The 22,144-nt window shown below is 53.4% G+C and carries 21 protein-coding genes, 1 tRNA gene and 1 other RNA gene; 12 read left to right on the top strand and 11 right to left on the bottom strand.

All coding sequences use genetic code 11. From position 1 onward, the window contains the following. Positions 1-9: 9 nt before the first annotated feature. The 7 genes from dppB to ICA20_RS01145 all read right to left on the bottom strand — a co-directional run bounded on the left by dppB (position 10) and on the right by ICA20_RS01145 (position 6,856). Positions 10-1,029 carry a dipeptide ABC transporter permease DppB gene (gene dppB, locus ICA20_RS01175; RefSeq protein ID WP_032940634.1) on the bottom strand — a complete coding sequence of 340 codons (1,020 nt, stop codon included), beginning with the start codon at positions 1,027-1,029 and terminating at the stop codon, positions 10-12. Positions 1,030-1,195: 166 nt separating this feature from the next. Further along, complete coding sequence (dppA, locus tag ICA20_RS01170) at positions 1,196-2,803, bottom strand: dipeptide ABC transporter periplasmic-binding protein DppA (RefSeq protein WP_038635147.1); 1,608 nt, start codon at positions 2,801-2,803, stop codon at positions 1,196-1,198. Continuing rightward, positions 2,718-2,954, bottom strand: coding sequence for a hypothetical protein (locus tag ICA20_RS01165; RefSeq protein ID WP_162267364.1), 237 nt, complete (start codon positions 2,952-2,954; stop codon positions 2,718-2,720). Before ICA20_RS01165 ends, dppA begins: the two co-directional genes overlap by 86 nt. Positions 2,955-3,414: 460 nt before the next feature. Continuing rightward, positions 3,415-3,548: non-coding RNA, RtT sRNA (locus ICA20_RS01160), on the bottom strand. A gap of 32 nt (positions 3,549-3,580) precedes the next feature. Further along, positions 3,581-3,657: transfer RNA gene (locus tag ICA20_RS01155), tRNA-Pro, on the bottom strand. 92 nt (positions 3,658-3,749) lie between these two features. Continuing rightward, on the bottom strand, positions 3,750-5,444 hold the full coding sequence (eptB, locus tag ICA20_RS01150) for a kdo(2)-lipid A phosphoethanolamine 7''-transferase (RefSeq protein ID WP_038635149.1): 1,695 nt from the start codon (positions 5,442-5,444) through the stop codon (positions 3,750-3,752). 209 nt (positions 5,445-5,653) lie between these two features. Then, complete coding sequence (locus ICA20_RS01145; RefSeq protein WP_038635150.1) at positions 5,654-6,856, bottom strand: MFS transporter; 1,203 nt, start codon at positions 6,854-6,856, stop codon at positions 5,654-5,656. Between ICA20_RS01145 and ICA20_RS01140 the strand changes: the two genes are divergently transcribed. After that, positions 6,855-7,031, top strand: coding sequence for a hypothetical protein (locus ICA20_RS01140; protein WP_155268624.1), 177 nt, complete (start codon positions 6,855-6,857; stop codon positions 7,029-7,031). The two genes, ICA20_RS01145 and ICA20_RS01140, sit on opposite strands and share 2 nt — an antisense overlap. Before the next feature lie 76 nt (positions 7,032-7,107). On the opposite strand, the gene ICA20_RS01135 is transcribed toward ICA20_RS01140, so the two are convergent. Then, on the bottom strand, positions 7,108-7,809 hold the full coding sequence (locus ICA20_RS01135; protein ID WP_038635151.1) for an autotransporter outer membrane beta-barrel domain-containing protein: 702 nt from the start codon (positions 7,807-7,809) through the stop codon (positions 7,108-7,110). Positions 7,810-7,968: 159 nt separating this feature from the next. On the opposite strand from ICA20_RS01135, the gene tag reads away from it, so the two are divergent. Both tag and ICA20_RS01125 read left to right on the top strand, forming a co-directional pair. After that, positions 7,969-8,538 carry a DNA-3-methyladenine glycosylase I gene (tag, locus tag ICA20_RS01130; RefSeq protein WP_038635153.1) on the top strand — a complete coding sequence of 190 codons (570 nt, stop codon included), beginning with the start codon at positions 7,969-7,971 and terminating at the stop codon, positions 8,536-8,538. Further along, entirely contained in the window at positions 8,528-8,968 is a 441-nt protein-coding gene (locus ICA20_RS01125) for an N-acetyltransferase (protein ID WP_038635163.1), read from the top strand. The genes tag and ICA20_RS01125 overlap by 11 nt, the downstream gene beginning before the upstream one ends. On the opposite strand, the gene ICA20_RS01120 is transcribed toward ICA20_RS01125, so the two are convergent. Further along, the gene (locus ICA20_RS01120) at positions 8,937-11,270 is read right to left on the bottom strand and encodes a molybdopterin guanine dinucleotide-containing S/N-oxide reductase (RefSeq protein WP_038635166.1); all 2,334 of its coding nucleotides are present in this window, start codon (positions 11,268-11,270) and stop codon (positions 8,937-8,939) included. The two genes, ICA20_RS01125 and ICA20_RS01120, sit on opposite strands and share 32 nt — an antisense overlap. A gap of 159 nt (positions 11,271-11,429) precedes the next feature. Here ICA20_RS01120 and ICA20_RS01115 point away from each other — a divergent pair, with 159 nt between their 5' ends. The 6 genes from ICA20_RS01115 to ghrB all read left to right on the top strand — a co-directional run bounded on the left by ICA20_RS01115 (position 11,430) and on the right by ghrB (position 17,344). Next, positions 11,430-12,092, top strand: coding sequence for an OmpA family lipoprotein (locus ICA20_RS01115; RefSeq protein ID WP_003827397.1), 663 nt, complete (start codon positions 11,430-11,432; stop codon positions 12,090-12,092). 101 nt (positions 12,093-12,193) lie between these two features. Continuing rightward, positions 12,194-13,210 carry a LacI family DNA-binding transcriptional regulator gene (locus ICA20_RS01110; protein ID WP_038635169.1) on the top strand — a complete coding sequence of 339 codons (1,017 nt, stop codon included), beginning with the start codon at positions 12,194-12,196 and terminating at the stop codon, positions 13,208-13,210. A 100-nt stretch (positions 13,211-13,310) separates the two neighbouring features. After that, entirely contained in the window at positions 13,311-14,060 is a 750-nt protein-coding gene (locus tag ICA20_RS01105) for a xylose isomerase (RefSeq protein WP_038635172.1), read from the top strand. Positions 14,061-14,063: 3 nt separating this feature from the next. After that, positions 14,064-15,002: a sugar kinase gene (locus ICA20_RS01100; RefSeq protein ID WP_038635175.1), complete on the top strand. Its 939-nt coding sequence runs from the start codon at positions 14,064-14,066 to the stop codon at positions 15,000-15,002. A gap of 64 nt (positions 15,003-15,066) precedes the next feature. Next, the gene (locus ICA20_RS01095) at positions 15,067-16,347 is read left to right on the top strand and encodes an MFS transporter (protein ID WP_038635177.1); all 1,281 of its coding nucleotides are present in this window, start codon (positions 15,067-15,069) and stop codon (positions 16,345-16,347) included. Positions 16,348-16,369: 22 nt separating this feature from the next. Then, positions 16,370-17,344, top strand: coding sequence for a glyoxylate/hydroxypyruvate reductase GhrB (ghrB, locus tag ICA20_RS01090; RefSeq protein WP_038635185.1), 975 nt, complete (start codon positions 16,370-16,372; stop codon positions 17,342-17,344). Between the two features lie 57 nt (positions 17,345-17,401). Here ghrB and ICA20_RS01085 read toward each other — a convergent pair whose 3' ends face one another. Continuing rightward, on the bottom strand, positions 17,402-18,112 hold the full coding sequence (locus ICA20_RS01085; protein ID WP_038635187.1) for a DUF3053 domain-containing protein: 711 nt from the start codon (positions 18,110-18,112) through the stop codon (positions 17,402-17,404). 380 nt (positions 18,113-18,492) lie between these two features. Here ICA20_RS01085 and ICA20_RS01080 point away from each other — a divergent pair, with 380 nt between their 5' ends. From ICA20_RS01080 to cueP, 3 genes are all read left to right on the top strand, one after another. Further along, the gene (locus ICA20_RS01080; RefSeq protein WP_003024273.1) at positions 18,493-18,783 is read left to right on the top strand and encodes an HTH-type transcriptional regulator; all 291 of its coding nucleotides are present in this window, start codon (positions 18,493-18,495) and stop codon (positions 18,781-18,783) included. Positions 18,784-19,063: 280 nt separating this feature from the next. Beyond that, positions 19,064-19,276, top strand: a complete 213-nt coding sequence (gene cspA / locus ICA20_RS01075) for an RNA chaperone/antiterminator CspA (protein ID WP_000014594.1) — start codon at positions 19,064-19,066, stop codon at positions 19,274-19,276. A 187-nt stretch (positions 19,277-19,463) separates the two neighbouring features. Further along, positions 19,464-20,003 (top strand): copper-binding periplasmic metallochaperone CueP, encoded by a 540-nt coding sequence (gene cueP, locus ICA20_RS01070; protein ID WP_038635199.1) that lies wholly within the window; start codon positions 19,464-19,466, stop codon positions 20,001-20,003. A 66-nt stretch (positions 20,004-20,069) separates the two neighbouring features. Here cueP and glyS read toward each other — a convergent pair whose 3' ends face one another. After that, entirely contained in the window at positions 20,070-22,139 is a 2,070-nt protein-coding gene (glyS, locus tag ICA20_RS01065) for a glycine--tRNA ligase subunit beta (RefSeq protein ID WP_038635201.1), read from the bottom strand. Positions 22,140-22,144: the final 5 nt, after the last annotated feature.

Here is a 22,144-nt window from a genome sequence, read left to right as displayed (position 1 = left end):
GATGGCCCCTTACTTCTTATGACGAATACGCGGGTTCACCACGCCGTACAGCAGGTCTACCAGCAGGTTGACGAGAATAATCATCGTCGCGACCAGTAACACCCCGCCCTGCACCACCGGATAATCGCGGCGCTGTAGCGCATCGATCAGCCAGCGTCCCAGCCCAGGCCATGAGAAGATAGTCTCGGTCAGGATCGCCCCGGCCAGCAATGTCCCAACCTGCAGGCCGATAACGGTCACGACGGGCAGCATGGCGTTACGCAAAGCGTGAATAATGATGACGCGCATCCGGGTCAGACCTTTGGCACGGGCGGTACGAATGTAATCTTCACCCAGTACTTCCAGCATTGATGAACGGGTCATACGCACAATTACCGCCAGAGGAATGGTACCCAGCACCATCGCCGGCAGGATCATATGCGCCAGCGCATCAATAAAGTTACCCTCTTCGCCCCAGATAGCGGTATCTATCAGCATAAAACCGGTCAGCGGGTTGGAATCATCAAGGAATACCATGTCGCTCACCCGGCCGGAAACTGGGGTCAGGTTTAGCTGCACAGACACCAGCATGATCAGCATCATGCCCCACCAGAAAATCGGCATAGAGTAACCGGTCAGCGCCAGGCCAACGGCGGTGTGATCGAAAATGGAGCCGCGCTTCACGGCAGCAAGTACCCCCACCGGAATACCTACTGCGACGGCGAAAATCATCGCGCAGACGCCGAGTTCCAGCGTGGCTTTAAAACGAGGCACGAACTCATCCCACACAGGTAAACGGCTTTTCAGCGAGATACCTAAGTCACCATGCATAACCCCCCAGATATAATGGAGGTACTGCTGCCACATCGGTTTATCCAAACCAAGTTCGGCCAGCAGTTGAGCATGACGCTCAGGGGAGATCCCACGCTCACCCGCCATGATCATTACCGGATCGCCGGGTATCATATGGACGAAGGCAAAAGTGAGAAGAGTGATACCGATAAACGTGGGGATGACGAGTCCCAAACGTCGGAGAATGAACTGCAACATAACCCGGATTCTCTCTAATGACGCACGGCCTGGAACCGTGAGTCTGTATTGCTCACAAATCTTATCCCACGCAAACTGCATCGCGGGTAAAGCATTACGCCGGATGGCGCTGCGCTTATCCGGCCTACACAACACCGGGGCGCAGCGCTTCCTTGATTGCTTTTAATTATTCGACAGAGACGTTTTCGAAGTGATGTTTGCCTAATGGATCAACCACATAGCCTTTAACTTCTTTACGCACTGGCTCGTACACGGTGGAGTGAGCAACAATCAGAGCCGGAGCCTGATCGTGCATAACAACCTGAGCTTGTTTGTACAGTTCGATACGCTTGTTGTGGTCGTCGGTGGCACGCGCCGGCTGGATCAAGTCTTCAAACGGCTTGTAGCACCAGCGAGAGTAGTTGGAACCATCTTTCGCTGCCGCACAGCTGAACAGGGTGGCGAAGAAGTTATCCGGATCCCCGTTGTCACCGGTCCAGCCCATCATGACGGCCTGATGCTCACCCGCTTTGGCGCGTTTCAGATACTCGCCCCACTCGTAGGTCACAATCTTGGCCTGAACGCCAATTTTCGCCCAGTCAGCCTGAACCATCTCCGCCATACGGCGTGCGTTCGGGTTGTACGGACGCTGTACCGGCATTGCCCACAGCTCAACGGTAAAGCCTTTGTCTTGACCGGCTTCTTTCAGCAGCGCTTTCGCTTTCTCAGGATCGTAACTGTAGTCTTTAATGTCGTCGTTATAGCCCCACATGGTCGGCGGGATCAGGTTCTTCGCGGCCACGCCAGCGCCCTGATAAACGGCTTTGATGATCGCTTCTTTGTTTACCGCGTAAGTCAGCGCCTGACGAACTTTGACGTCATCAAACGGTTTCTTCTCGGTGTTGTAAGAGAGGTAGCCCACGTTCAGACCAGCCTGCTCCATCAGGTTGATGTTTTTATCCTGCTTCATGCGCGCGATGTCTGCCGGGTTCGGATACGGCATCACCTGGCACTCATTCTTCTGCAGTTTGGCGTAACGTACGGAAGCATCAGGCGTAATAGAGAAGACCAGACGGTCGATCTGCGGCTTAGTACCCCAGTAGCCCGGGAAAGCTTTATACAGAATACGGGAGTCTTTCTGGTATTGCTGCAGCTGGAACGGACCGGTACCAATTGGGTTGAGGTCTACTTTCTCCGGGGAACCGGCTTTCAGCATGTTGTCTGCGTATTCTTTAGAAAGAATAGAAGCGAAGTCCATCGCCAGATCGGCCAGGAAAGGAGCTTCCGGACGCGTCAGTACGAACTGAACGGTTTTATCGTCCACTTTTTTCACTTCGGAGATCAGATCTGGCAGACCCATCCCTTCGAAGTATTCATAACTGCCGCCAGAGACTTTGTGGTACGGGTTCTGGGCATTTTTCTGACGATCGAACGAGAACACCACGTCATCGGCGTTAAAATCGCGCGTCGGTTTGAAATCTTTATTGTCCTGCCACTTCACGCCCTGGCGCAGGTGGAAGGTGTAGGTTTTACCGTCTTCGCTGATTTCCCACTTCTCAGCAAGGCCCGGGATCACTTCGGTGGTACCGATTTTGAATTCAACCAGGCGGTTATAGATCGGTACGGAGCTGGCATCATAGGTGGTGCCAGAGGTGAAAAGCTGCGGGTTAAAGCCTTCAGGAGATCCTTCTGAACAATAAACCAGAGTTTTAGCCTGTACGCTTGCTGCGACGGTCATGGCCACCAGGCTCAGACCAAGCTTCAGCATCCCTGACTTCTTCAAGGAAATACTCATTCTTCTGCTCCAAATGTGATGTTTGTTGTTTTACCCTTTGCAGTGGGTTTGCACCGCCAGGCCTTTTTTGTTTTTTACCCGGCCGGGTCGGCGTTAAGAGGATGGGGATTCCGTTCACATAAGCGACTGAGTTGCAGTGCGGATTCTCCATGAAATGCCCCTCATGCCCTACAATCTGTCAACAGAATGTGAAAACGTCAATACAGGTAACCGTGATTTACACCAACGGTGAGAATTGACAAACAAAGATTAAAAAAAGTGCAGACGGCTATTTTCAGCAGGGAAATTTGTGCTACGCGCTCTGTACCAGAATAAATATCTTAATATTTAGCAACATTTGGTGATTAACATTTATGCAAATTCTTAAAACTTTCTAAATTAATGCTGCATATCTGAGCGATTAATACCATGAACGTTAAAACGCACAGCGGAAAATGCCAGGTTCAGCCATAAGTAGCGCAAAAAAAGTTTCATGCAAATATAAAAAAAGGCAATGGAATATGTCACAGAATCGTTAACAGTCAGTGGGAAGTGGCGCACAATTTTTGTAGACAAAATGAAGGTCAAAGATGGGGTTGGAAACGCCATACACGCCGGGGTGAAACTGAGCCTGTAGGCCGGATAGAGGATTACTCGCCACTGCGTGGCTCGCCCTGCGGGCCGTTGCTGGCGCAACGTTCTCTCGCTACGCTCGAGTCGAACCTCTTGCCCCCGGAGGTTCTCATCCTCACGGGCCATAATGCAAAAAACCCTGCTCGTTGAGCAGGGTTTTAAATTTGGTCGGTGATAGAGGATTCGAACCTCCGACCCCTTCGTCCCGAACGAAGTGCGCTACCAGGCTGCGCCAATCACCGAATGCGGGGCGCATCTTACTGCTCAGCAGCGCGCCCGTCAATCCCTTAGCATCAAAATGGCATTTGATCGGCGAGAAAGTCAGCAGCCTCCGTTACTGGGCTGCAACCTTCTTCGCGTCCGGGATACGGCACCAGTTGTTATTCTCGTTAATACCGCCATTTGGCGAGGTATAACCAAGGCAACCTAAAATAGTGTCGTACAGCTCCACGTGACGACGCGGCACCTTCATATCCGCTTCTTGCTTCAGATGGGCGAACGCCTTCGCGTGATCGGGGTCTTCCAGATACTTGTCAGACATCCACACCAGCATAGGAACGCGGAACTGCTCAGGCGGTGCCATTTTACGCGGCGTCCCGTGCAGGTGCTCACGCTCGTTAATTGACTCACCGTGATCGGCAGCGTAGAACACTATCGCTTTCTTATCGCGCAGTTGATCAAATACTTGAGTGATAAAGTGATCAACATAAGTTACCGAGTTATCGAATGAGTTGATCATCTCCGCTTTTGAGCAGCCACTATCAACATTGACGCATTCCGGCTTCCACTGTGCATATTCACGGGTGTAGCGCTGTGTATAGTTAAAATGCGATCCTTTGGTATGCAGAATAATCAAGTGATTACTACCGTCATCGTTCTGCTGCAGAGACTGCTGCATCTCGGGAATCAGCAGCATGTCATCAACGTTTTTGCCACGGTTACGCGGCTCAGCGCCGATCTGCTCACGGTAGGAGATATTCTCCGCCATGGTATTACTGTAAAACCACATCTCGCTTTGCATGGCGTAGAGATCTGTCTTGAACCCTAGCTGAGTAAGCACGGCGAAAACGTTTTGTTCTTTCAGCGTACGCTGCGGATTTTCTTCCGCCCCCCCCTCACGGACAAACATGCAGCGCAGAGAAAGTTTGGTTGCCGTATCGCAAGAATATCCACGGAACGCGGCCAGATTTTTCTCCTGGGCGAGCCTTGGCGTGGTATTTCGCTCATAGCCAAAAATTCCCATATGATCCCAGCGGGTCGTTTCCCCGATAATAAAGACCACATAGGTGTCGTCGAGGTTCTTCGGCGCGACATAGGTAAACTTTTTGGCCGGGTTCATCAGCGATTTGTTATCTGAAGACTCATCCACCTGCGCCCAGGCGTACAGGCCCAACGCTGAGAGCCAGTTTGACGGCAAATAAGAGTTCGCCACAACCCCGCCATAGCTGGGTAGATCGATGCCGGTTTCCCGTTCAACGCTTCTCTGTTGCATGCTCAACAGGCGAATCGGCACCCACACCATCAGGCCAGCCAGTAACACCACCGCCACGCTACGCCATCTCATGCCCGGGGTACGAATCTGTCTCATCAGCGTATAGCGGCAGCGGTTACTCCAAATAAGAACCAACGGCACAATACTGACTGAAACCAGCCACACGATAAAATGCCAGCCGACGACTTCTTTAGATAAATCAATATCCGTGGTCATGACGGAGGCAATAATACCGTAGCCAATTACCACGTTCAGGAAGGTCATATAATAGCTGGCGCCGGCAGAACACAGCACCACAAAGGTTGCCAGCACACGCCAGGCCCGGCGGCCGAATAAAGAGAGAATACGTAATAAAAAGAAGGTCACCAGCACAGTGCCAGCTAATTCAACAACCGCAGAGAGTCCTTTCCAGACGGTGAATTCGTGCGCATATCCGCTAAAGCGACGGAAAAATACAGCACAGTTCATAAACAAACCGATATAGATTGCCAGCAAGAAACTGAGTTTCTGCTGCGTCATCGACTTAATGTATCTCATGCAAACAAACCCTGGGGATCGGGATAAAAACTCCCTGTGCAGCGGCCAAACAGACCAAACAGGGGAAAAATGCGACAACAGCAGAGGTGAAATCTACGGGCGCGGGTAAGTAGACCACAGGAGGGAAGAAAAGTGCTTATAGAGAATGCAAATGACGCATATATTTTTGTAAATATATGCGCCAGGTATTAATCAGGCTACTAATAGATTTAGGCGTGCGCCTCGGTATATACGCTACGTTGCGGCTGGCGAATAGTGGTGGAAAGTGCCAGCGAGATGATTAACAGCGCAAAGATAACGCAGAAGGTCACATAGAATCCGCCAAACAGCGAGGCGATAATGGAACCACAAATACTGCCGATACCGAAGCCCAGGTAAATAACCCCGTAGTTTTTAGCCAGGTTATTGAGACCAAAGAACTCACTCACCAGTGACGGGAACACGGTGATGGTGCCGCCAAAGTTAAATGCCACGCAGGCAATCGCCGCAAAGAAAGTCACGTCATTGAGCGGGGCGAACAGCAGTGCCGCCATACCGACCAGCGAAACAACCTGACCAATGGTGATAACACGAATACGAGAGATTTTGTCGGACAGAATACCCAGTACCAGACGGCCTGACAGGTTAGCGATGGAGATGACGGTCACTGCATTTGCCGCCGTGGCTACATCCATATGCGCCAGGCTCTGCGCAATATCTTTCGCCACGCCAATTACATACAGCCCGCTCATACATGCAGTCAGGAACATCACGGCCAGCATCCAGTACTGTGGTTTACGCATGGACTGCGCCAGAGTGTAGTCGTTCTCGACCACGCCATTTTTCGCCTTCACTTCCTGATTCGGCGCATCTTTCATCAGCATGGAGCCAAAGACGATCATCACCAGCACAATTGCGCCCCAGATCATAAAGGTTTTTTCCAGACCCACGGTGCTGAGCAGTTGGCTGTCGATAAATTTAAAACCGAGGCTACCCAGGCCATAAGAGCCGATGGCAAAGGCGGAAATCAGCCCCTTACGCTCAGGGAACCATTTTACGCAGTTGGAAAGGGTTAACAGGTATCCTGCGCCATCCGCCAGGCCGACCAGTACGCCGGCGCTCAACCACAGCATAATCAGGCTGTCAGAGTGGGCGGTTAAGAAGAAGCCGACGCCCAGTAAGATACCGGAGGCCATGGTGACGCGTTTCACGCCAAAACGTTCTTGCAGTTTCCCGGCGACGGAAGAAGAAATCGCCAACCCCAGGCTCAGCAAACCAAAGGAAAATGCAACCTGACTCACCGGCGCGTCCAGTTTAGAAGAGAGCGCGCCATTAAACAGGCTCCAGGTATAAACAGAACCTAAGGCAAATTGGGTAATGATGGTGCCGATCAGTGTCAGCCAACGGGTACGCTGATAATCAGAAGTTTTCATGGCAGTCTTCCTGCATAAGCAAAATGGGAAATTCTCTGCCAACAACCATACCGAAGCGCCATTTATACCAGGAAAAAACGGCATGAAATGCCGCCAGGACGGAATGAAATGCCTGGATTACGGAATGAATGACGAGACAAAAAGTCGGGATACTGAATTTTATCGCAAGAGTTAGTACCCACTATCGCTGGAAGGCGTGTGATTATTGATCCTGATATGTAACTAAGATGTATAACCAATGATTTCTTTCGTTAAAATTTAGCGCTAACCCCCATGGTGTACATATAGTCGCTATTGTTGGTACTGTTTTCTGCCTGAGAAAGTGCGGCGTAAGCCGCCATATGCGGGTTCAACAGCATATCCGCACCGACGGTAACATCCAGCCAGTTACCGTCCTGTCCTGCTGTCGTCATGCGGCTGAGGCCCGACTGCGCCTTCCAGATATTCTCGCCAAACTGTTGGTTATAGCTGATTTGCGCCCATGGACGCACATCACCGAACTGCGAATTGACTCGCCAGCCTAACGTGCTGACGCTGGCATGCCACAACGGATCGGTCGGTGTTATCGAGGTCGCGCTATCACCAAACTCGTTGTAGGTAGACGTGGTTGAGCCGTCATAATGTAAGGCGGCGACCGGTCCGGTCGTTACCTGTCTGGAAAGCGGAAAGTTCCAGCCCATACTCATGCCGCTGGTCGTATCCATCAGCGTCTGATCGGCCAGATTCACCACCGGACCCGCCACGTTCTGCGTAGAACGAATACGTTCCTCCAGAATGTCGTTATAACGTGGTTGGTGATCGCTGTCCCATGTATAACGTTCAGCCGTATGCCCTGACATCGCATCAACGATATATTCTTGTTGCCAGCCATATGCTGTATTGATGGACAGCGCACAAACTACGACGCTCGCCAGAGTTAACCTTTGGCGACCACTACTGTTTCTTATAATCATCAACGCGACTCCAGAAAAGAGCCGAATTCGGCGATATTATTGTCATTGTGTGTAGGAAATCGGGCCCATCAGGCCCTGTATTAAATATTGTCTTTTTAGCTGGCGCGTCAAGGCGGGCCGAATGAAATTTTTACGCCAGTAAAAACAGCGAGGAAGTATATGCAGCGTTGCGGATGGGTCAGCCAGGACCCACTTTACATTGCCTATCACGACAAGGAATGGGGCGTCCCCGAAACCGATGGCAAGAAGCTGTTTGAAATGATCTGCCTGGAAGGCCAGCAGGCGGGATTATCATGGATTACCGTACTGAAGAAACGGGAAAATTATCGCCACGCCTTCCACCATTTTGATCCGGAAAAAGTGGCAGCCATGACCGAAGAGGATGTGGAAAGGCTGGTACAGGATGCCGGCATTATTCGCCATCGCGGAAAAATTCAGGCCATTATCGGTAACGCTCGCGCCTTTCTGACCATGGCGCAAAACGGTGAACCGTTTAGCGAGTTCGTCTGGTCATTTGTTGATAACCAACCGCAAGTGACCTGCGCCGCCAACCTGAGCGATATCCCCACCTCAACGCCTGCGTCAGATGCTCTGTCTAAGGCATTAAAAAAACGCGGGTTTAAGTTTGTCGGCACCACCATCTGTTACTCCTTTATGCAGGCCTGTGGTCTGGTCAACGACCATATCACCAGTTGCATCTGTTACCCAGGGGCACAACATGATTCGTGAATCTAAAGCTGACGATCTGCCGTCAATTCTGGCGCTGTGGATGGAAAGCACGATCCATGCCCATCCGTTTATCGACGAATGCTACTGGCGCGAAAGTGAACCCGTCGTGCGTGATATATACCTGCCCGCCGCGCAAACCTGGGTGTGGGAAGAAGAAGGTGTACTCAAAGGCTTTGTCAGCGTGATTGACGAACGCTTTCTAGGCGCGTTGTTTGTCGCGCCAGCGGCCATCAGAAGCGGAATTGGCACAGCGCTGGTGCAGCATGTCCAGCAGCGCTTTTCCCTGCTCAGCCTGGAGGTCTACCAGAAGAATCAGTCAGCGGTAAACTTCTACCATGCGCTGGGTTTTCGCATTGAAGACGGCGCATGGCAGGAAGAGACTCACCACCCCACGTGGATTATGGGCTGGCAGGCGGATCAAACGCCGTAAGCGTCAGGGCGGGTCCATTGTATTTTTCGAGCCACGCCAGCGCAGTGTTGCCCGCGCAGCCATTCCCCAGCTTCGAGCTGGGGAGATCTTTGGTCAGCACATTGACGGCGCCATTTTTACAAATACCACCGGCAGTAAGATCCAAATCAGGCCAGGCGCCTTCATGAATGCAGATGACGCCAGGTTTGATCCCTGTCGTCACGACGGCACCCGCCAGAATTTGCCCACGCGGGTTCCACACCCTCACCGTGTCTCCATGCTTAATACCACGAGCGTTCGCGTCCTGCGGATGGATCGTAACGGGCTCACGATCCGCCACCGCATACTGCTCACGCAACGCACTGTAATTCAACTGGCTGTGCAAACGGTGCGCCGGATGGGCGGAAAGCAGCTGTAACTGACCCGGCTCGGCGTTACCAAACCACTCATCAGGCGCCAGCCACATCGGGTGTCCCGCACAATCCGCATAGCCGTAACCCGCAATCTTCGCGGAGTAGATTTCAATTTTTCCGCTGTCCGTTTTCAGCGGATGCGCCTGTGGATCGCGGCGAAAATCCGCAAACCGAATAAATTGCGCGTTGGCGGGGTTTTCCGGCATTTCGATCAGGGCGTTGCGCTGCCAAAACTCGGTAAAGGGCGGCAGTGTAACCTGCTGGCTGGCCCCGCGCTGCCCGGCAATATTGTAAAAGGTCTCCAGCCACGCCAGCTCGCTTTTACCTTCGGTGAAGCGTTCATACCCACCCTTTTCCCAGCGCTCGCTCAGTTCGGCAAAAACATCAAAATCATTGCGCGCCTCATACTGCGGCGGCACAACCTGCTTCATCGGCACCAGGTGCTGGTTGCTGTAATCACCCGTCATGGTGAGGTCGTTGCGCTCAAACGAGGTGGTCGCCGGTAATACGATATCGGCATGCTTTGCTGCGGCAGTCCAGAAACACTCCGAGATAACCACCAGCTCCGGTTTTTGCCAGGCGCGAATCAGACGGTTGGTGTCCTGGTGATGAGTAAAGTTGGCCCCGCCGGCCCACCACAACATGCGGATGTCCGGGAAATGCCGGTCCATTCCATTGTGCTGGTAAAAACCCCCGGGGTTCTCCAGCGCTTCGACAATTCGCGCCACCGGGATTTTATCCACCGCGTCGGTGCCGCCTTTAACGCTGGCCTGCATTGAAGCCAATACAGCGGCACGACGCGTTGGGTTACCGCCGTTGGCAAAATGGTACGACAGCCCAAAGCCACCGCCAGGCGTGCCGATTTGCCCGAGCATGGCGGCCAGGGTGACAATCATCCAGTGTTTCTGCTCGCCATACTGTTGGCGCTGCATCCCCCACCCCGCCATCAACATGGTGGTGTTTTGGTGAAATATCGCCGCCAGTTCGCGTATTTTTTCCGCTGTTATCCCACAAATTTCAGCAGCCCACTCTGCCGTTTTTGCGACATTGTCAGTTTTACCCAGCAGATAGTCGGCAAAGCGGTCATAACCGGTGGTACAGCGGGCGAGAAAGTCCGCGTCGTGCCAGCCGTTTTCCACCAGCGTATGCGCGATGCCCAGCATCAGCGCCACGTCGGTTCCCATATGCGGGGCGATCCATTCCATCTTATCGCCAAAGAAATCCACGCTTTCCGATCGCATCGGATCGATACAGATCAAACGTTTGCCGCTATCACGCAATGCCTCGAAGTAAACGAGCCCCTGTTCGTCGGAAGCATTCCAGGCAATCTTCAGGGTATTCAGCGGATTGGCGCTCCATAACACCACCACATCGCTGTGTTCCAGCACGACAGGCCAGCTGGTCTGTTGCTGGTAAACTTCGTTACCGCCCACCACGTACGGCATGATGGCCTGCGCGGCGCCCGTGGAGTAATCCCCCAGATGCCCGGTATAACCCCCCGCCAACGCCATGTAGCGCTGTAACAGGGTCGCGGCTTTATGTAACACACCGTTGGAGCGCCAGCCGTAGGAACCAGCGAAAATCGAGGCCGGGCCATAGCTGTCACGGATGCGTTTATGCTGCGTATGGATAAGCGTCAGTGCGTCATCCCAACTGACGCGAACAAACTCATCCTGCCCGCGCACGCCTTGTGGGCTTTCCGGCGAGACGAGGAAGCCTTTACGTACCATCGGAAAACGTACCCGCGTTTTACTGTGTACCTGGTCACGCACCACAGTTTGCAAAGAGTTGGGATGAGTGGTGGGCAATGCGCCACGGGAGGAGAAAACGGTCTCGCCATCGGTTTCGACGCGAATAGGTCCCCAGTGGGCGGCGGTTAACACCGAGTAGTGTGCGGGTGAATTAGTCAAGATGGCGCTCCTGAATACGATGTGGCGGCTTATTTATTCTGCCGTTCAATGTTACTTACAAATTTCAGAGTCTTCCCTGGAATTTTCTTCATGTTCACACGTCATAATCAACCGCCACCGTCGCTGTGGCAAAGAAGAATAAGTCATTAAGGAATTGAGATGAAGAAACGTGTTTTTGTTATTGCTGCCATCGTGAGCGGCGCCCTGGCGGTTTCTGGCTGCACAACAAACCCTTACACCGGCGAACGCGAAGCGGGTAAATCCGGCATTGGCGCAGGCATTGGCTCTCTGGTCGGCGCAGGTATTGGCGCACTCTCTTCTTCGAAGAAAGATCGCGGCAAGGGCGCACTGATTGGCGCAGCGGCTGGCGCGGCCGTTGGCGGTGGTATCGGCTATTACATGGATGTGCAGGAAGCAAAACTGCGCGAAAAAATGCAGGGAACCGGCGTCAGCGTGACGCGTAGTGGCGATAACATCATTCTGAACATGCCAAACAACGTCACCTTCGACAGCAGTAGCGCTAACCTGAAACCTGCCGGGGCTAACACCCTGACCGGCGTGGCCATGGTCCTGAAAGAGTACAATAAAACCGCGGTTAACGTGCTGGGCTTCACCGACAGCACCGGCAGCCAGGATCTGAATATGCGTCTGTCGCAGCAGCGTGCGGACTCCGTCGCCAGCGCCTTGATCACTCAAGGGGTCGCGGCTAACCGTATCCGCACTCAGGGTATGGGTCCGGCAAACCCAATCGCCAGCAACAGCACGGCGGAAGGTAAAGCGCAGAACCGCCGCGTAGAGATCACCTTAAGCCCGATCCAGTAACGTTTTGAGCCGGAGACAGGCTGCGCCCGATCCGGCATGAAGCACTTGCCATCGTTGATTTTCGCGTTAAGGTGTTGTCACCAAATTCAGGGAAATCAGCGATGAGCAAATCAACACGGGCAACCATCAGCGATGTGGCAAAGGCCGCAAAAACCGGCAAGACCAGCATTTCACGCTACCTCAACGGTGAAAAGCACCTGCTTTCCGACGCGCTGCTGGCCCGCATTGAACAAGCCATTGCCGATCTCGACTACCGACCCAGCCTGATGGCACGCGGCCTGAAACACGGTCGCACCCGCCTGATTGGCCTGATCATCGCCGATATTACCAATCCCTACTCTGTCAACGTATTAAGCGGAATTGAAGCCGCCTGTCGCGATAAAGGCTTTACCCCGCTGGTATGTAACACCAACAACGAAGTGGATCAGGAGTTGCACTATCTTGACCTGTTGCGCAGTTACCAGGTCGAAGGGATTGTGGTCAACGCCGTTGGGATGCGTGAAGAGGGGCTGAACCGCCTGCAACAGTCTGCGCTACCGATGGTACTAATTGATCGTAAAATACCTGATTTCGCCTGTGATATGGTCGGACTGGATAACACCCAGGCCGCAACGATTGCCACGGAACACCTGCTTGAACAAGGCTTTGAAGCCATTCTGTTTCTCAGCGAACCACTCGGCATGGTGAATACCCGCCGCGAACGTTTGAGCGCCTTTCGCGCCACGCTCGCACGCTACCCCGGCGTTATCGCGCAAAATGCCGAAGTTCCGCTAACGGACAATGCGCAACTGGATGACACGCTGCGCCAGTTCCACCAGCAGCATCGAGGCATGCGCAAAGCCGTTATCTCCGCCAACGGCGCCCTCACGCTACAGGTTGCCCGCGCCCTGAAACGCATTGGCCTCAACTGGGGCAGCGATATCGGCCTGCTCGGGTTTGACGAGCTGGAATGGGCCGAGCTGGCGGGTGTCGGCATTACCACGCTGAAACAACCCACCTGGCAGATTGGCTACACCGCCGTGGAACAGGTTGTACGCCGGATCGATGGCGGTTCTGATGCCATTCAGGAGCAGGTTTTCTCTGGTGAATTGATCGTGCGCGGATCTACCGCCCGTTAAATTTCCTTCGTGATGGTGATCATAAATTCAGCATCATGGGCTTTTCTTTGGAACCGGTTCCATCTAGCGTTATAGCAAGAACGCTGGTTATGGAGTTTCCATGAAAAGAAAAATTATGGTGGTCACCGCCGCCTACGGCTATGAGCAGGTCCGCGCTGCGGGTGGCCAAACCGCCATGCTGCCCATCATTGCTGAAGCCGGTGCTGACGGCGTCGAAATTCGCCGCGAGATGTTAACTGACACCGAACTCACCACACTGTCAACGATGGCCTCAGCGATCGAAATCTTCGGCCTGCTGGCCTGTTATTCAGCGCCTGAGCCGCTGTTCCTTGAGGACGGTAACCTCAATCCCCGCCTTCCGGCGTTACTCGCGGAAGCGCAGGCCCTGCAAGCGCTGTGGTTAAAAGTCTCCCTTGGTCATTTTTCCCATACCGGCCAGTTCGACGTTTTACGTACATGGCTGGCTGACAGCGGGATGGAGCTGGTTGTCGAAAACGATCAGACCGCCTGCGGACGCCTGCAGCCGATGCAGTGCTTTAACGAAGCCTGTCAGGCGCAAAACCTGCCGATCTCTCTGACCTTTGATATGGGCAACTGGCTGTGGGTTGGCGACTCCCCGGAAGAGGCGGCGAAAAACCTGGCGCCAACCGTGGGATACATCCATGTCAAAGCCGCGGTTACACATCGCGACAGCTACCGCGCAGTGCCGCCTGATGCCGCCGAACCTCGCTGGCTGGCGCTGTTAAAAACGCTGCCTGACGATGCTCCGCGCGGCATCGAGTTTCCCCTGGAAGGGCAGGATTTGACGGCGGTTACCCGCCATTACGTCGAGCTGTTACGCGAGGAGTAACGCATGAAGAATTCACTGGATGTGGTCACCATTGGTGAAGCGATGGCGATGTTTGTCGCCACGCAAACCGGCGACCTGGCGGATGTAGAGCAATTTATCAAGCGCGTGGCAGGCGCTGAACTCAACGTGGCGACCGGTCTTGCTCGTTTGGGTCTGAATGTCGGCTGGGTAAGCCGCGTAGGTAACGACAGTTTTGGCCGTTTTATTATTAAGTCGCTGGAAAAAGAAGGGATTGATGCGCAGGGAGTCACCCAGGACGAGCGCTTCGCTACCGGCTTTCAGCTTAAATCTAAGGTCGAAAATGGAACCGATCCCATTGTGGAGTACTTCCGCAAAGGGTCCGCAGCCAGCCATCTCAGTATTGAGGATTACCACGAGAACTATTTTGCCAGCGCACGTCACTTGCACCTGAGCGGCGTGGCAGCCGCGCTTTCCGCCAGCTCCTATGAACTTCTGGCGCATACCGCCCGCACGCTGAAAGCCCTAGGGAAAACCATCTCCTTTGACCCGAATTTACGTCCGGTGCTGTGGAAAAGCGAAGCCGAGATGGTGGAAAAACTGAACCGGCTGGCGTTCCAGGCTGACTGGGTTTTGCCAGGCCTAAAAGAGGGAATGATTCTCACCGGACAACAAACGCCTGAAGCCATCGCCGACTTTTATCTGCGCCATGGCGTGAAGGCAGTCATTATCAAAACCGGGGCAGATGGCGCCTGGTACAAAACCGCCAGCGGCGAGCACGGCTGCGTCGCACCGGTAAAAGTCGACAACGTGGTTGATACGGTCGGCGCTGGCGATGGCTTTGCCGTGGGCGTGATCAGCGCTCTGCTGGAAGGCCGCTCGCTGCATCAGGCGGTGACCCGCGGCAATAAAATTGGCGCACTGGCCATTCAGGTTCAGGGCGACAGCGAAGGATTACCCACACGTGAACAATTAGGGGAATAAACCCCCGGCCAACTCTGTACCCTACATACAGAGGCGGCGTATCAGCATAACCAGAGGGCAGTCTATGAATAGCTCAACCAATGCAGCAAAACGCTGGTGGTACATCATGCCAATCGTGTTTATCACGTATAGCCTGGCGTACCTTGACCGCGCGAACTTCAGCTTCGCCTCCGCCGCAGGCATTAACGAGGATCTCGGCATTACCAAAGGGATCTCTTCCCTGCTGGGCGCTCTGTTTTTCCTTGGCTATTTCTTCTTCCAGATCCCGGGCGCAATTTACGCCGAGCGTCGCAGCGTACGAAAACTGATTTTTGTCTGCCTGATCCTGTGGGGGGCTTGCGCCTCGTTAACCGGGATGGTCAGCAATATTCCGATGCTGGCCGCTATCCGCTTTATTCTTGGTGTCGTTGAAGCTGCCGTGATGCCCGCAATGCTGATTTACATCAGCAACTGGTTTACGAAATCCGAGCGTTCACGCGCTAACACCTTCTTAATCCTCGGTAACCCGGTGACTGTCTTATGGATGTCCGTCGTTTCCGGTTATCTCATTCAGGCGCTGGGCTGGCGGGAAATGTTCATCATCGAGGGCTTCCCGGCCATCATCTGGGCGTTCTGCTGGTGGGTACTGGTAAAAGACAAACCGTCTCAGGTCGGCTGGCTGTCGGAATCCGAAAAAGCTGCGCTTCAGGCCCAACTGGAACAAGAGCAACAAGGGATCAAAGCCGTGCGTAACTACGGTGAGGCCTTCCGCTCACGTAACGTCATCCTGCTGTGTATGCAGTATTTCGCCTGGAGTATTGGCGTCTACGGTTTTGTGCTGTGGCTGCCGTCCATCATTCGCAACGGCGGCGCAAATCTGGGGATGGTGGAAGTTGGCTGGCTGTCATCCGTACCGTATCTGGCGGCGACGGCAGCGATGATTCTCGTCTCCTGGGCCTCTGATAAACTGCAAAATCGTAAGCTGTTTGTCTGGCCGCTGTTACTGATTGCCGCTTTCGCCTTTATCGGCTCCTGGGCCGTTGGCGCAGATCACTTCTGGGTGTCCTACACGCTGCTGGTTATTGCGGGCGCGGCAATGTACGCCCCATATGGTCCCTTCTTCGCCATCATTCCTGAAATGCTGCCGCGCAACGTGGCCGGTGGCGCCATGGCGCTGATTAACAGCATGGGCGCATTAGGCTCATTCTTTGGCTCCTGGTTTGTCGGCTACCTCAATGGCGCAACCGGCAGCCCATCCGCCTCGTACATTTTTATGGGGGTAGCGCTTTTTGCCTCAGTATGGCTAACTCTCATTGTTAAGCCTGCTAATAATCAACAGCTACCTGTTGGCGCACGCCACGCTTAAATTTTAACTTACGGAGATCCGCATGAAGCCGTCCATTATTCTCTATAAAGCGTTACCTGACGATTTACTGCATCGCCTGGAAGAGCATTTTACTGTGACTTCTGTACCGAACCTGCGCCCGGAAACGGTCGCACAGCACGCCGAAGCCTTTGCCAACGCCGAAGGCCTGCTGGGCTCCAGTGAAGCCGTCAATACCGCGCTGTTGGAGAAAATGCCCAGGCTGCGAGCGACATCCACAATTTCCGTAGGCTATGACAACTTCGATGTCGATGCCCTTAATGCGCGTAAGGTGCTGTTGATGCATACGCCAACCGTACTAACGGAAACCGTCGCCGACACGGTGATGGCGCTGATGTTAAGCACCGCTCGCCGTGTGGTGGAAGTTGCTGAACGGGTTAAGTCTGGCGAATGGACCAAAAGTATCGGACCGGACTGGTTTGGTACGGATGTCCACCACAAAACGCTGGGCATTGTCGGCATGGGTCGTATTGGGCTCGCGCTGGCGCAGCGTGCGCATTTCGGCTTTAGCATGCCGATTCTCTATAACGCCCGCCGTCATCATCACGAAGCGGAAGAACGCTTCAACGCGCGTTACTGCGATCTCGACACACTGTTGCAGGAGTCTGATTTTGTCTGCCTGATCCTGCCATTAACCAACGAAACACATCATCTGTTCAGTAGCGAGCAGTTTGCCAAAATGAAGTCTTCCGCCATTTTCATTAATGCCGGACGTGGCCCGGTGGTCGATGAAAAAGCGTTGATTAGCGCTCTGCAAAACGGCGACATTCATGCCGCAGGTCTGGATGTATTTGAGCAGGAGCCAGTAGCGACAGACTCTCCTCTGCTGTCACTGCCCAACGTGGTGGCTGTGCCGCACATTGGTTCAGCCACGCACGAAACGCGCTATAACATGGCGGCCTGCGCGGTGGATAACTTAATCGATGCGCTGCAAGGAAGAGTGGAGAAGAACTGCGTAAACCCGCAGGTCGCGCAATAAACAAAAGGCCGGGTAGTGTTTACGCTTACCCGGCCTCGCATGTATTACAGTACTCTTTTACTGAGTGGCATTCACCGCAGCAGTCCAGGCTTGAGTAAACGCCTGATGCTGAGCAGCCAACGGGCCAATCAACGTGTTGTACTGACTTGCCTGTTGTGAGGTTGGGAACTGGATACCGTTGGCGACAAAGCTCACCTGCGTATCCTGTTGCGCCACAAAATCACCGACCTGCACCAGTTGCTGCGTGAAGATTTGCGCGGCAGGGATCAGTGGCTGTAACGCCTCTGAAGGCGCAGTGACGACTTTATTGTAGACCTGATCAAAGACCGGCTTGAGATCCTCGCCCTGTTTCAGCGCGCCATGCGCAGCATCTGCCTGCAGTTTCGCATTCTGCAACTGTTGCCCTAACACACCCAGTGCGCCATTTGCCTGACGCAGCGGTTCACGCTGAGTCACATAATCCTGAGGAACACGAATCGCATTTACGCTATCAACGACCGGGCGCAGACCGGAGTCCATCGCCTGATTAATCTGTTGAGAATAGCCATACAGAATCGCGTAATCGGACACAAACGGGCCAAACTGTTTTTTCTGATCGGCGGTCAGCGTTGGTAAACGCTCCCCGCTACGCATTGCAGTATTCTGCAGAAAATCGATAAACGCCTTGCGCTGATCGCCTTCTTTATCAAAACACCCACTCAGGCCAACTACCATTAAGAGCGCCAAAACAGGCGCAAACCAGCGAGAGCAGGACTTACCTGTCGCCATTTTAATACTCCTTTCACCCAAAAATGCGCACAACGACACCCGCGTGCCAGACGTTGACAAGGATAGTCCAGGTCAGGCTCGCAAGATACCCTTTCCGCGTAATCTTGTGAGGGAAAATAACCGCTCCCGCCCCCCTTTTTTTTGCTAAACAATGCGCCATTCATTGCCCAGGGCCATATTTTCGTCATCTTTACAATCGGGAGCGATCGTTCGGAGATCGCGACCTTAATCAGTTTGTTAGCCTGTAAAGGCTGGTCGCTCATACTCTGCTGAAACGAATCCATCACGCAAACCTTAGATCCGACTTCATTTTTTCCGACTACTCTTAAGGAGCTTCGATGAAATTCACGATCCCGCTGTGTGATTTATAGGAGTTCTCAATGGAATACAAAGATCCAATGTTTGAACTGCTGAGCAGTCTGGAGCAGATTGTTTTTAAAGATGTATCGCAGACAGTTACTCTGACGCAAAAAACCAACCCTTTCACCGAATTTGAACAGCTACGACGAGGGACAGGTTTAAAAACAGATGATTTTGCCCGAGTGATGGGCGTGACGGTCGCGATGGTGCATGAATGGGAGTCTAAACGCGTTAAGCCTTCCACTACCGAATTGAAGTTGATGCGCCTGATCCAGGCCGATCCGAGATTAAGTAAGCAGTTGATGGATTGAACTATTTTTTAATTTTGCTGAAGAACGGTCCGGTAAAAGGGCCGTTCCCTTACGGAGGGTATCCACAAATAAGAAAATAGTAGTTGCATCCACAGGCGTAAAATGAGTTAATGCTCTCAACGGTTTGACGTACAGACCATTACAGCAGTTTAGTAAGGCAAGTCCCTTCAAGAGTTATCATTGATACCCCTCGTAGTGAGCATTTCCTTTACTGTTAAAAAATCTGTAGAGCACGCCATATCGCCGAAAGGCACACTTATTTTTTAAAAGGTAATACACTATGTCCGGTAAAATGACTGGTATCGTAAAATGGTTCAACGCTGATAAAGGTTTCGGCTTCATCACTCCTGACGATGGCTCTAAAGACGTGTTCGTACACTTCTCTGCTATCCAGAACGATGGCTACAAATCTCTGGACGAAGGTCAGAAAGTTTCCTTCACCATCGAAAGCGGCGCTAAAGGCCCGGCAGCTGGCAACGTAACCAGCCTGTAAGCTTAAAAAGCTCAAAATTCTGAATCCCTGCCAAACGGCGGGGATTTTTTTTACCTGTATTTCGCAATACATCCCACCGAAACGCGTCTTTGCATTACTTTACCCGCCGTACCTTTGACCTTTCCCTAAGGGCAAGCTTTATAGTGAGCCAGTCTGTATTCCATAATGTTCACAAGGAATTGAAGCTATGTCGAAATCCTCACTGCTGCTGGTTTTAGGTTTGCTCACAACGGGCACTGCATTCGCGGCGACCCCGGAAGCCACTTTTCTGGCGGAACATGGACTCAGCGGTAAATCCGTTGAGCAAATCGTAGAGACTATTGACCAGTCGCCGCAGAGTCGCCCGTTGCCTTACTCAGCGTCTGTCACCAGCACCGCGCTGAAACTCTCTTCTGGCGATCAGGTTTATACCCTGCCGCTCGGTGACAAATTCTACCTGTCATTTGCCCCCTATGAATGGCAAACACACCCTTGCTTCAACCATAGTCTGTCTGGCTGCCAGGGCGAAATGCCGGAGAAGACATTCAATGTCAAAGTGACGGACAGTAAGGGAGAGGTCGTAGTACAAAAAGCGATGAAGAGCGGTCGAAACGGCTTCGTCGGGGTATGGCTACCGCGCAATATGGAAGGCACCCTCGCAGTAAGCTACAACGGTAAATCAGCCGAGTATCCCATTAAGACTATGGAAGACAGCCAGACCTGCCTGACTAAGTTGCAGTTGCGCTAACAACATAAAAAAATGCCGGATAAGGCGGAGACGCCATCCGGCATTTTCTAAGTCAGCTCAGGACCGTTACTGTAGCAGCGAAATATCCGCCACGCGCAGGAACAGCTCGCGCAGTTTTTCGAGCATAGACAGACGGTTAATACGCAGTTCTTTATCTTCTACGTTAACCATGACTTTCTCGAAGAACGCATCGACCGGTTCACGCAGAGCCGATAGCTCAACCAGCGCTTCCTGGTAATGCCCGGCTGCAAAGACAGGCTCCAGCTTGTCGCGCAGCACCACAACCTGCATCGCCAGCGCAATTTCTTCCGGCTCTTTCAGCGTTGCCGCATTCACGCGGTCGTTCAGCGTTTCTTCAGACTTCGCCAGGATGTTCGATACACGCTTGTTCGCCGCAGCCAGCGCGGACGCGGCTTCCAGCGTACGGAAGTGCGATACCGCCTTCATACGTGCGTCGAAATCAGCTGGACGAGTCGGACGACGCGCCAGCACGGCCTGAATGGTATCAACGGTGTAACCTTCATCCTGATACCAGGCGCGGAAGCGACCGAGCATAAAGTCGATAACGTCATCCACGACTTTCGCGTTGGTCAGCTTGTCACCATACAGACGAACCGCTTCCTCGGTCAGCGTTTGCAGATCGAGATTCAGGTTCTTCTCAACGATAATACGCAGCACGCCCAGCGCAGCACGACGCAGCGCAAACGGGTCTTTGTCGCCTTTCGGATGCTGGCCGATACCAAAGATACCCGCCAGGGTATCCATCTTGTCGGCAATCGCCACGGCACAGGCTACCGGATTAGACGGCAGGTCATCGCCGGCAAAGCGCGGCTGATACTGCTCGTTCAGCGCCACGGCCACATCTTCCGCTTCGCCATCATGACGCGCATAGTGCATGCCCATCACGCCCTGGGTGTCGGTGAACTCGAAGACCATGTTGGTCATCAGGTCACACTTGGACAGCAGGCCCGCACGCGTTGCGTGGTTAACGTCGGCGCCAATCTGGCCAGCAATCCAGCCCGCCAGCGCCTGGATACGATCGGTCTTGTCGCGCAGCGTACCCAGTTGCTGTTGGAACAGCACGGTTTGCAGACGCGGCAGATGATCTTCCAGACGTTTTTTACGGTCGGTATTGAAGAAGAACTCGGCATCCGCCAGACGCGGGCGTACAACTTTCTCATTACCGGAGATAATCTGGCTCGGATCTTTCGACTCGATGTTGGCAACGAAGATAAAGTTCGGCAGCAGTTTGCCGTCGTTGGCGTAAACCGGGAAGTACTTCTGGTCGCCTTTCATGGTGTGAACCAGCGCTTCTGACGGAACCGCGAGGAATTTATCTTCGAACTTCGCGGTCAGCACTACTGGCCATTCCACCAGCGAGGTGACTTCTTCCAGCAGGCTTTCGCTCAGATCGGCGTTACCGCCAATCTTGCGCGCCGCTTCTTCAGCATCGGCTTTGATTTTCGCTTTACGCTCAGCGTAATCCGCAATCACTTTACCGCGCTCACGCAGGATTTCTGGGTATTGATCGGCAGAATCGATGGTGAATTCCGCTTCGCCCATAAAGCGATGGCCGCGAATCACGCGATCGGACTGAATGCCCAGAATCGTTGCCGGAATCACTTTGTCACCCAGCAGCAGAGTCACGGTGTGAACCGGACGCACGAAATGGACGTCAGACGCGCCCCAGCGCATCAGTTTCGGGATCGGCAGCTTAGCCAGCGAGGTGGCGATCATGTTCGGCAGCAGCGTTTCAACGCTTTCGCCTTTCACATGCGCGCGGTACAACAACCACTCGCCTTTATCGGTGGTCAGACGCTCGGCCTGGTCAACGGTGATACCGCAGCCACGCGCCCAACCTTCTGCCGCTTTACTCGGTTTGCCTTCGGCGTCAAACGCCTGAGCAATTGCCGGGCCGCGTTTTTCAACTTCACGGTCAGGTTGCGCTTCAGCCAGGTTCGCGACTTTCAGCGCCAGACGACGCGGTGCGGCGAACCACTCAACGTTGCCGTGCGCGATGCCAGCGTTATCCAGCTCCGCGGTAAAGTTCGCAGCAAAGGACTCAGCCAGGCTGCGCAGTGCTTTTGGTGGCAGCTCTTCAGTGCCGATTTCCACCAGAAAAGTTTTCTCAGACATGGCCG

The sequence above is a fragment of the Citrobacter sp. C5_2 genome, assembly GCF_014596845.2.
Classification (GTDB): domain Bacteria; phylum Pseudomonadota; class Gammaproteobacteria; order Enterobacterales; family Enterobacteriaceae; genus Citrobacter; species Citrobacter werkmanii.
This window is presented reverse-complemented; position numbering and strand designations above follow the sequence as displayed.

Bases quoted from the DNA above. Each gene is read 5' to 3' on its own strand.
- dppB (WP_032940634.1), bottom strand. From the start codon at position 1,029: ATGTTGCAGTTCATTCTCCGACGTTTGGGACTCGTCATCCCCACGTTT.
- dppA (WP_038635147.1), bottom strand. From the start codon at position 2,803: ATGAGTATTTCCTTGAAGAAGTCAGGGATGCTGAAGCTTGGTCTGAGC.
- ICA20_RS01165 (WP_162267364.1), bottom strand. From the start codon at position 2,954: ATGGAGAATCCGCACTGCAACTCAGTCGCTTATGTGAACGGAATCCCC.
- eptB (WP_038635149.1), bottom strand. From the start codon at position 5,444: ATGAGATACATTAAGTCGATGACGCAGCAGAAACTCAGTTTCTTGCTG.
- ICA20_RS01140 (WP_155268624.1), top strand. From the start codon at position 6,855: ATGGCAGTCTTCCTGCATAAGCAAAATGGGAAATTCTCTGCCAACAAC.
- ICA20_RS01145 (WP_038635150.1), bottom strand. From the start codon at position 6,856: ATGAAAACTTCTGATTATCAGCGTACCCGTTGGCTGACACTGATCGGC.
- ICA20_RS01135 (WP_038635151.1), bottom strand. From the start codon at position 7,809: ATGATTATAAGAAACAGTAGTGGTCGCCAAAGGTTAACTCTGGCGAGC.
- tag (WP_038635153.1), top strand. From the start codon at position 7,969: ATGCAGCGTTGCGGATGGGTCAGCCAGGACCCACTTTACATTGCCTAT.
- ICA20_RS01125 (WP_038635163.1), top strand. From the start codon at position 8,528: ATGATTCGTGAATCTAAAGCTGACGATCTGCCGTCAATTCTGGCGCTG.
- ICA20_RS01115 (WP_003827397.1), top strand. From the start codon at position 11,430: ATGAAGAAACGTGTTTTTGTTATTGCTGCCATCGTGAGCGGCGCCCTG.
- ICA20_RS01110 (WP_038635169.1), top strand. From the start codon at position 12,194: ATGAGCAAATCAACACGGGCAACCATCAGCGATGTGGCAAAGGCCGCA.
- ICA20_RS01105 (WP_038635172.1), top strand. From the start codon at position 13,311: ATGAAAAGAAAAATTATGGTGGTCACCGCCGCCTACGGCTATGAGCAG.
- ICA20_RS01100 (WP_038635175.1), top strand. From the start codon at position 14,064: ATGAAGAATTCACTGGATGTGGTCACCATTGGTGAAGCGATGGCGATG.
- ICA20_RS01095 (WP_038635177.1), top strand. From the start codon at position 15,067: ATGAATAGCTCAACCAATGCAGCAAAACGCTGGTGGTACATCATGCCA.
- ghrB (WP_038635185.1), top strand. From the start codon at position 16,370: ATGAAGCCGTCCATTATTCTCTATAAAGCGTTACCTGACGATTTACTG.
- ICA20_RS01085 (WP_038635187.1), bottom strand. From the start codon at position 18,112: ATGGCGACAGGTAAGTCCTGCTCTCGCTGGTTTGCGCCTGTTTTGGCG.
- ICA20_RS01080 (WP_003024273.1), top strand. From the start codon at position 18,493: ATGGAATACAAAGATCCAATGTTTGAACTGCTGAGCAGTCTGGAGCAG.
- cspA (WP_000014594.1), top strand. From the start codon at position 19,064: ATGTCCGGTAAAATGACTGGTATCGTAAAATGGTTCAACGCTGATAAA.
- cueP (WP_038635199.1), top strand. From the start codon at position 19,464: ATGTCGAAATCCTCACTGCTGCTGGTTTTAGGTTTGCTCACAACGGGC.
- glyS (WP_038635201.1), bottom strand. From the start codon at position 22,139: ATGTCTGAGAAAACTTTTCTGGTGGAAATCGGCACTGAAGAGCTGCCA.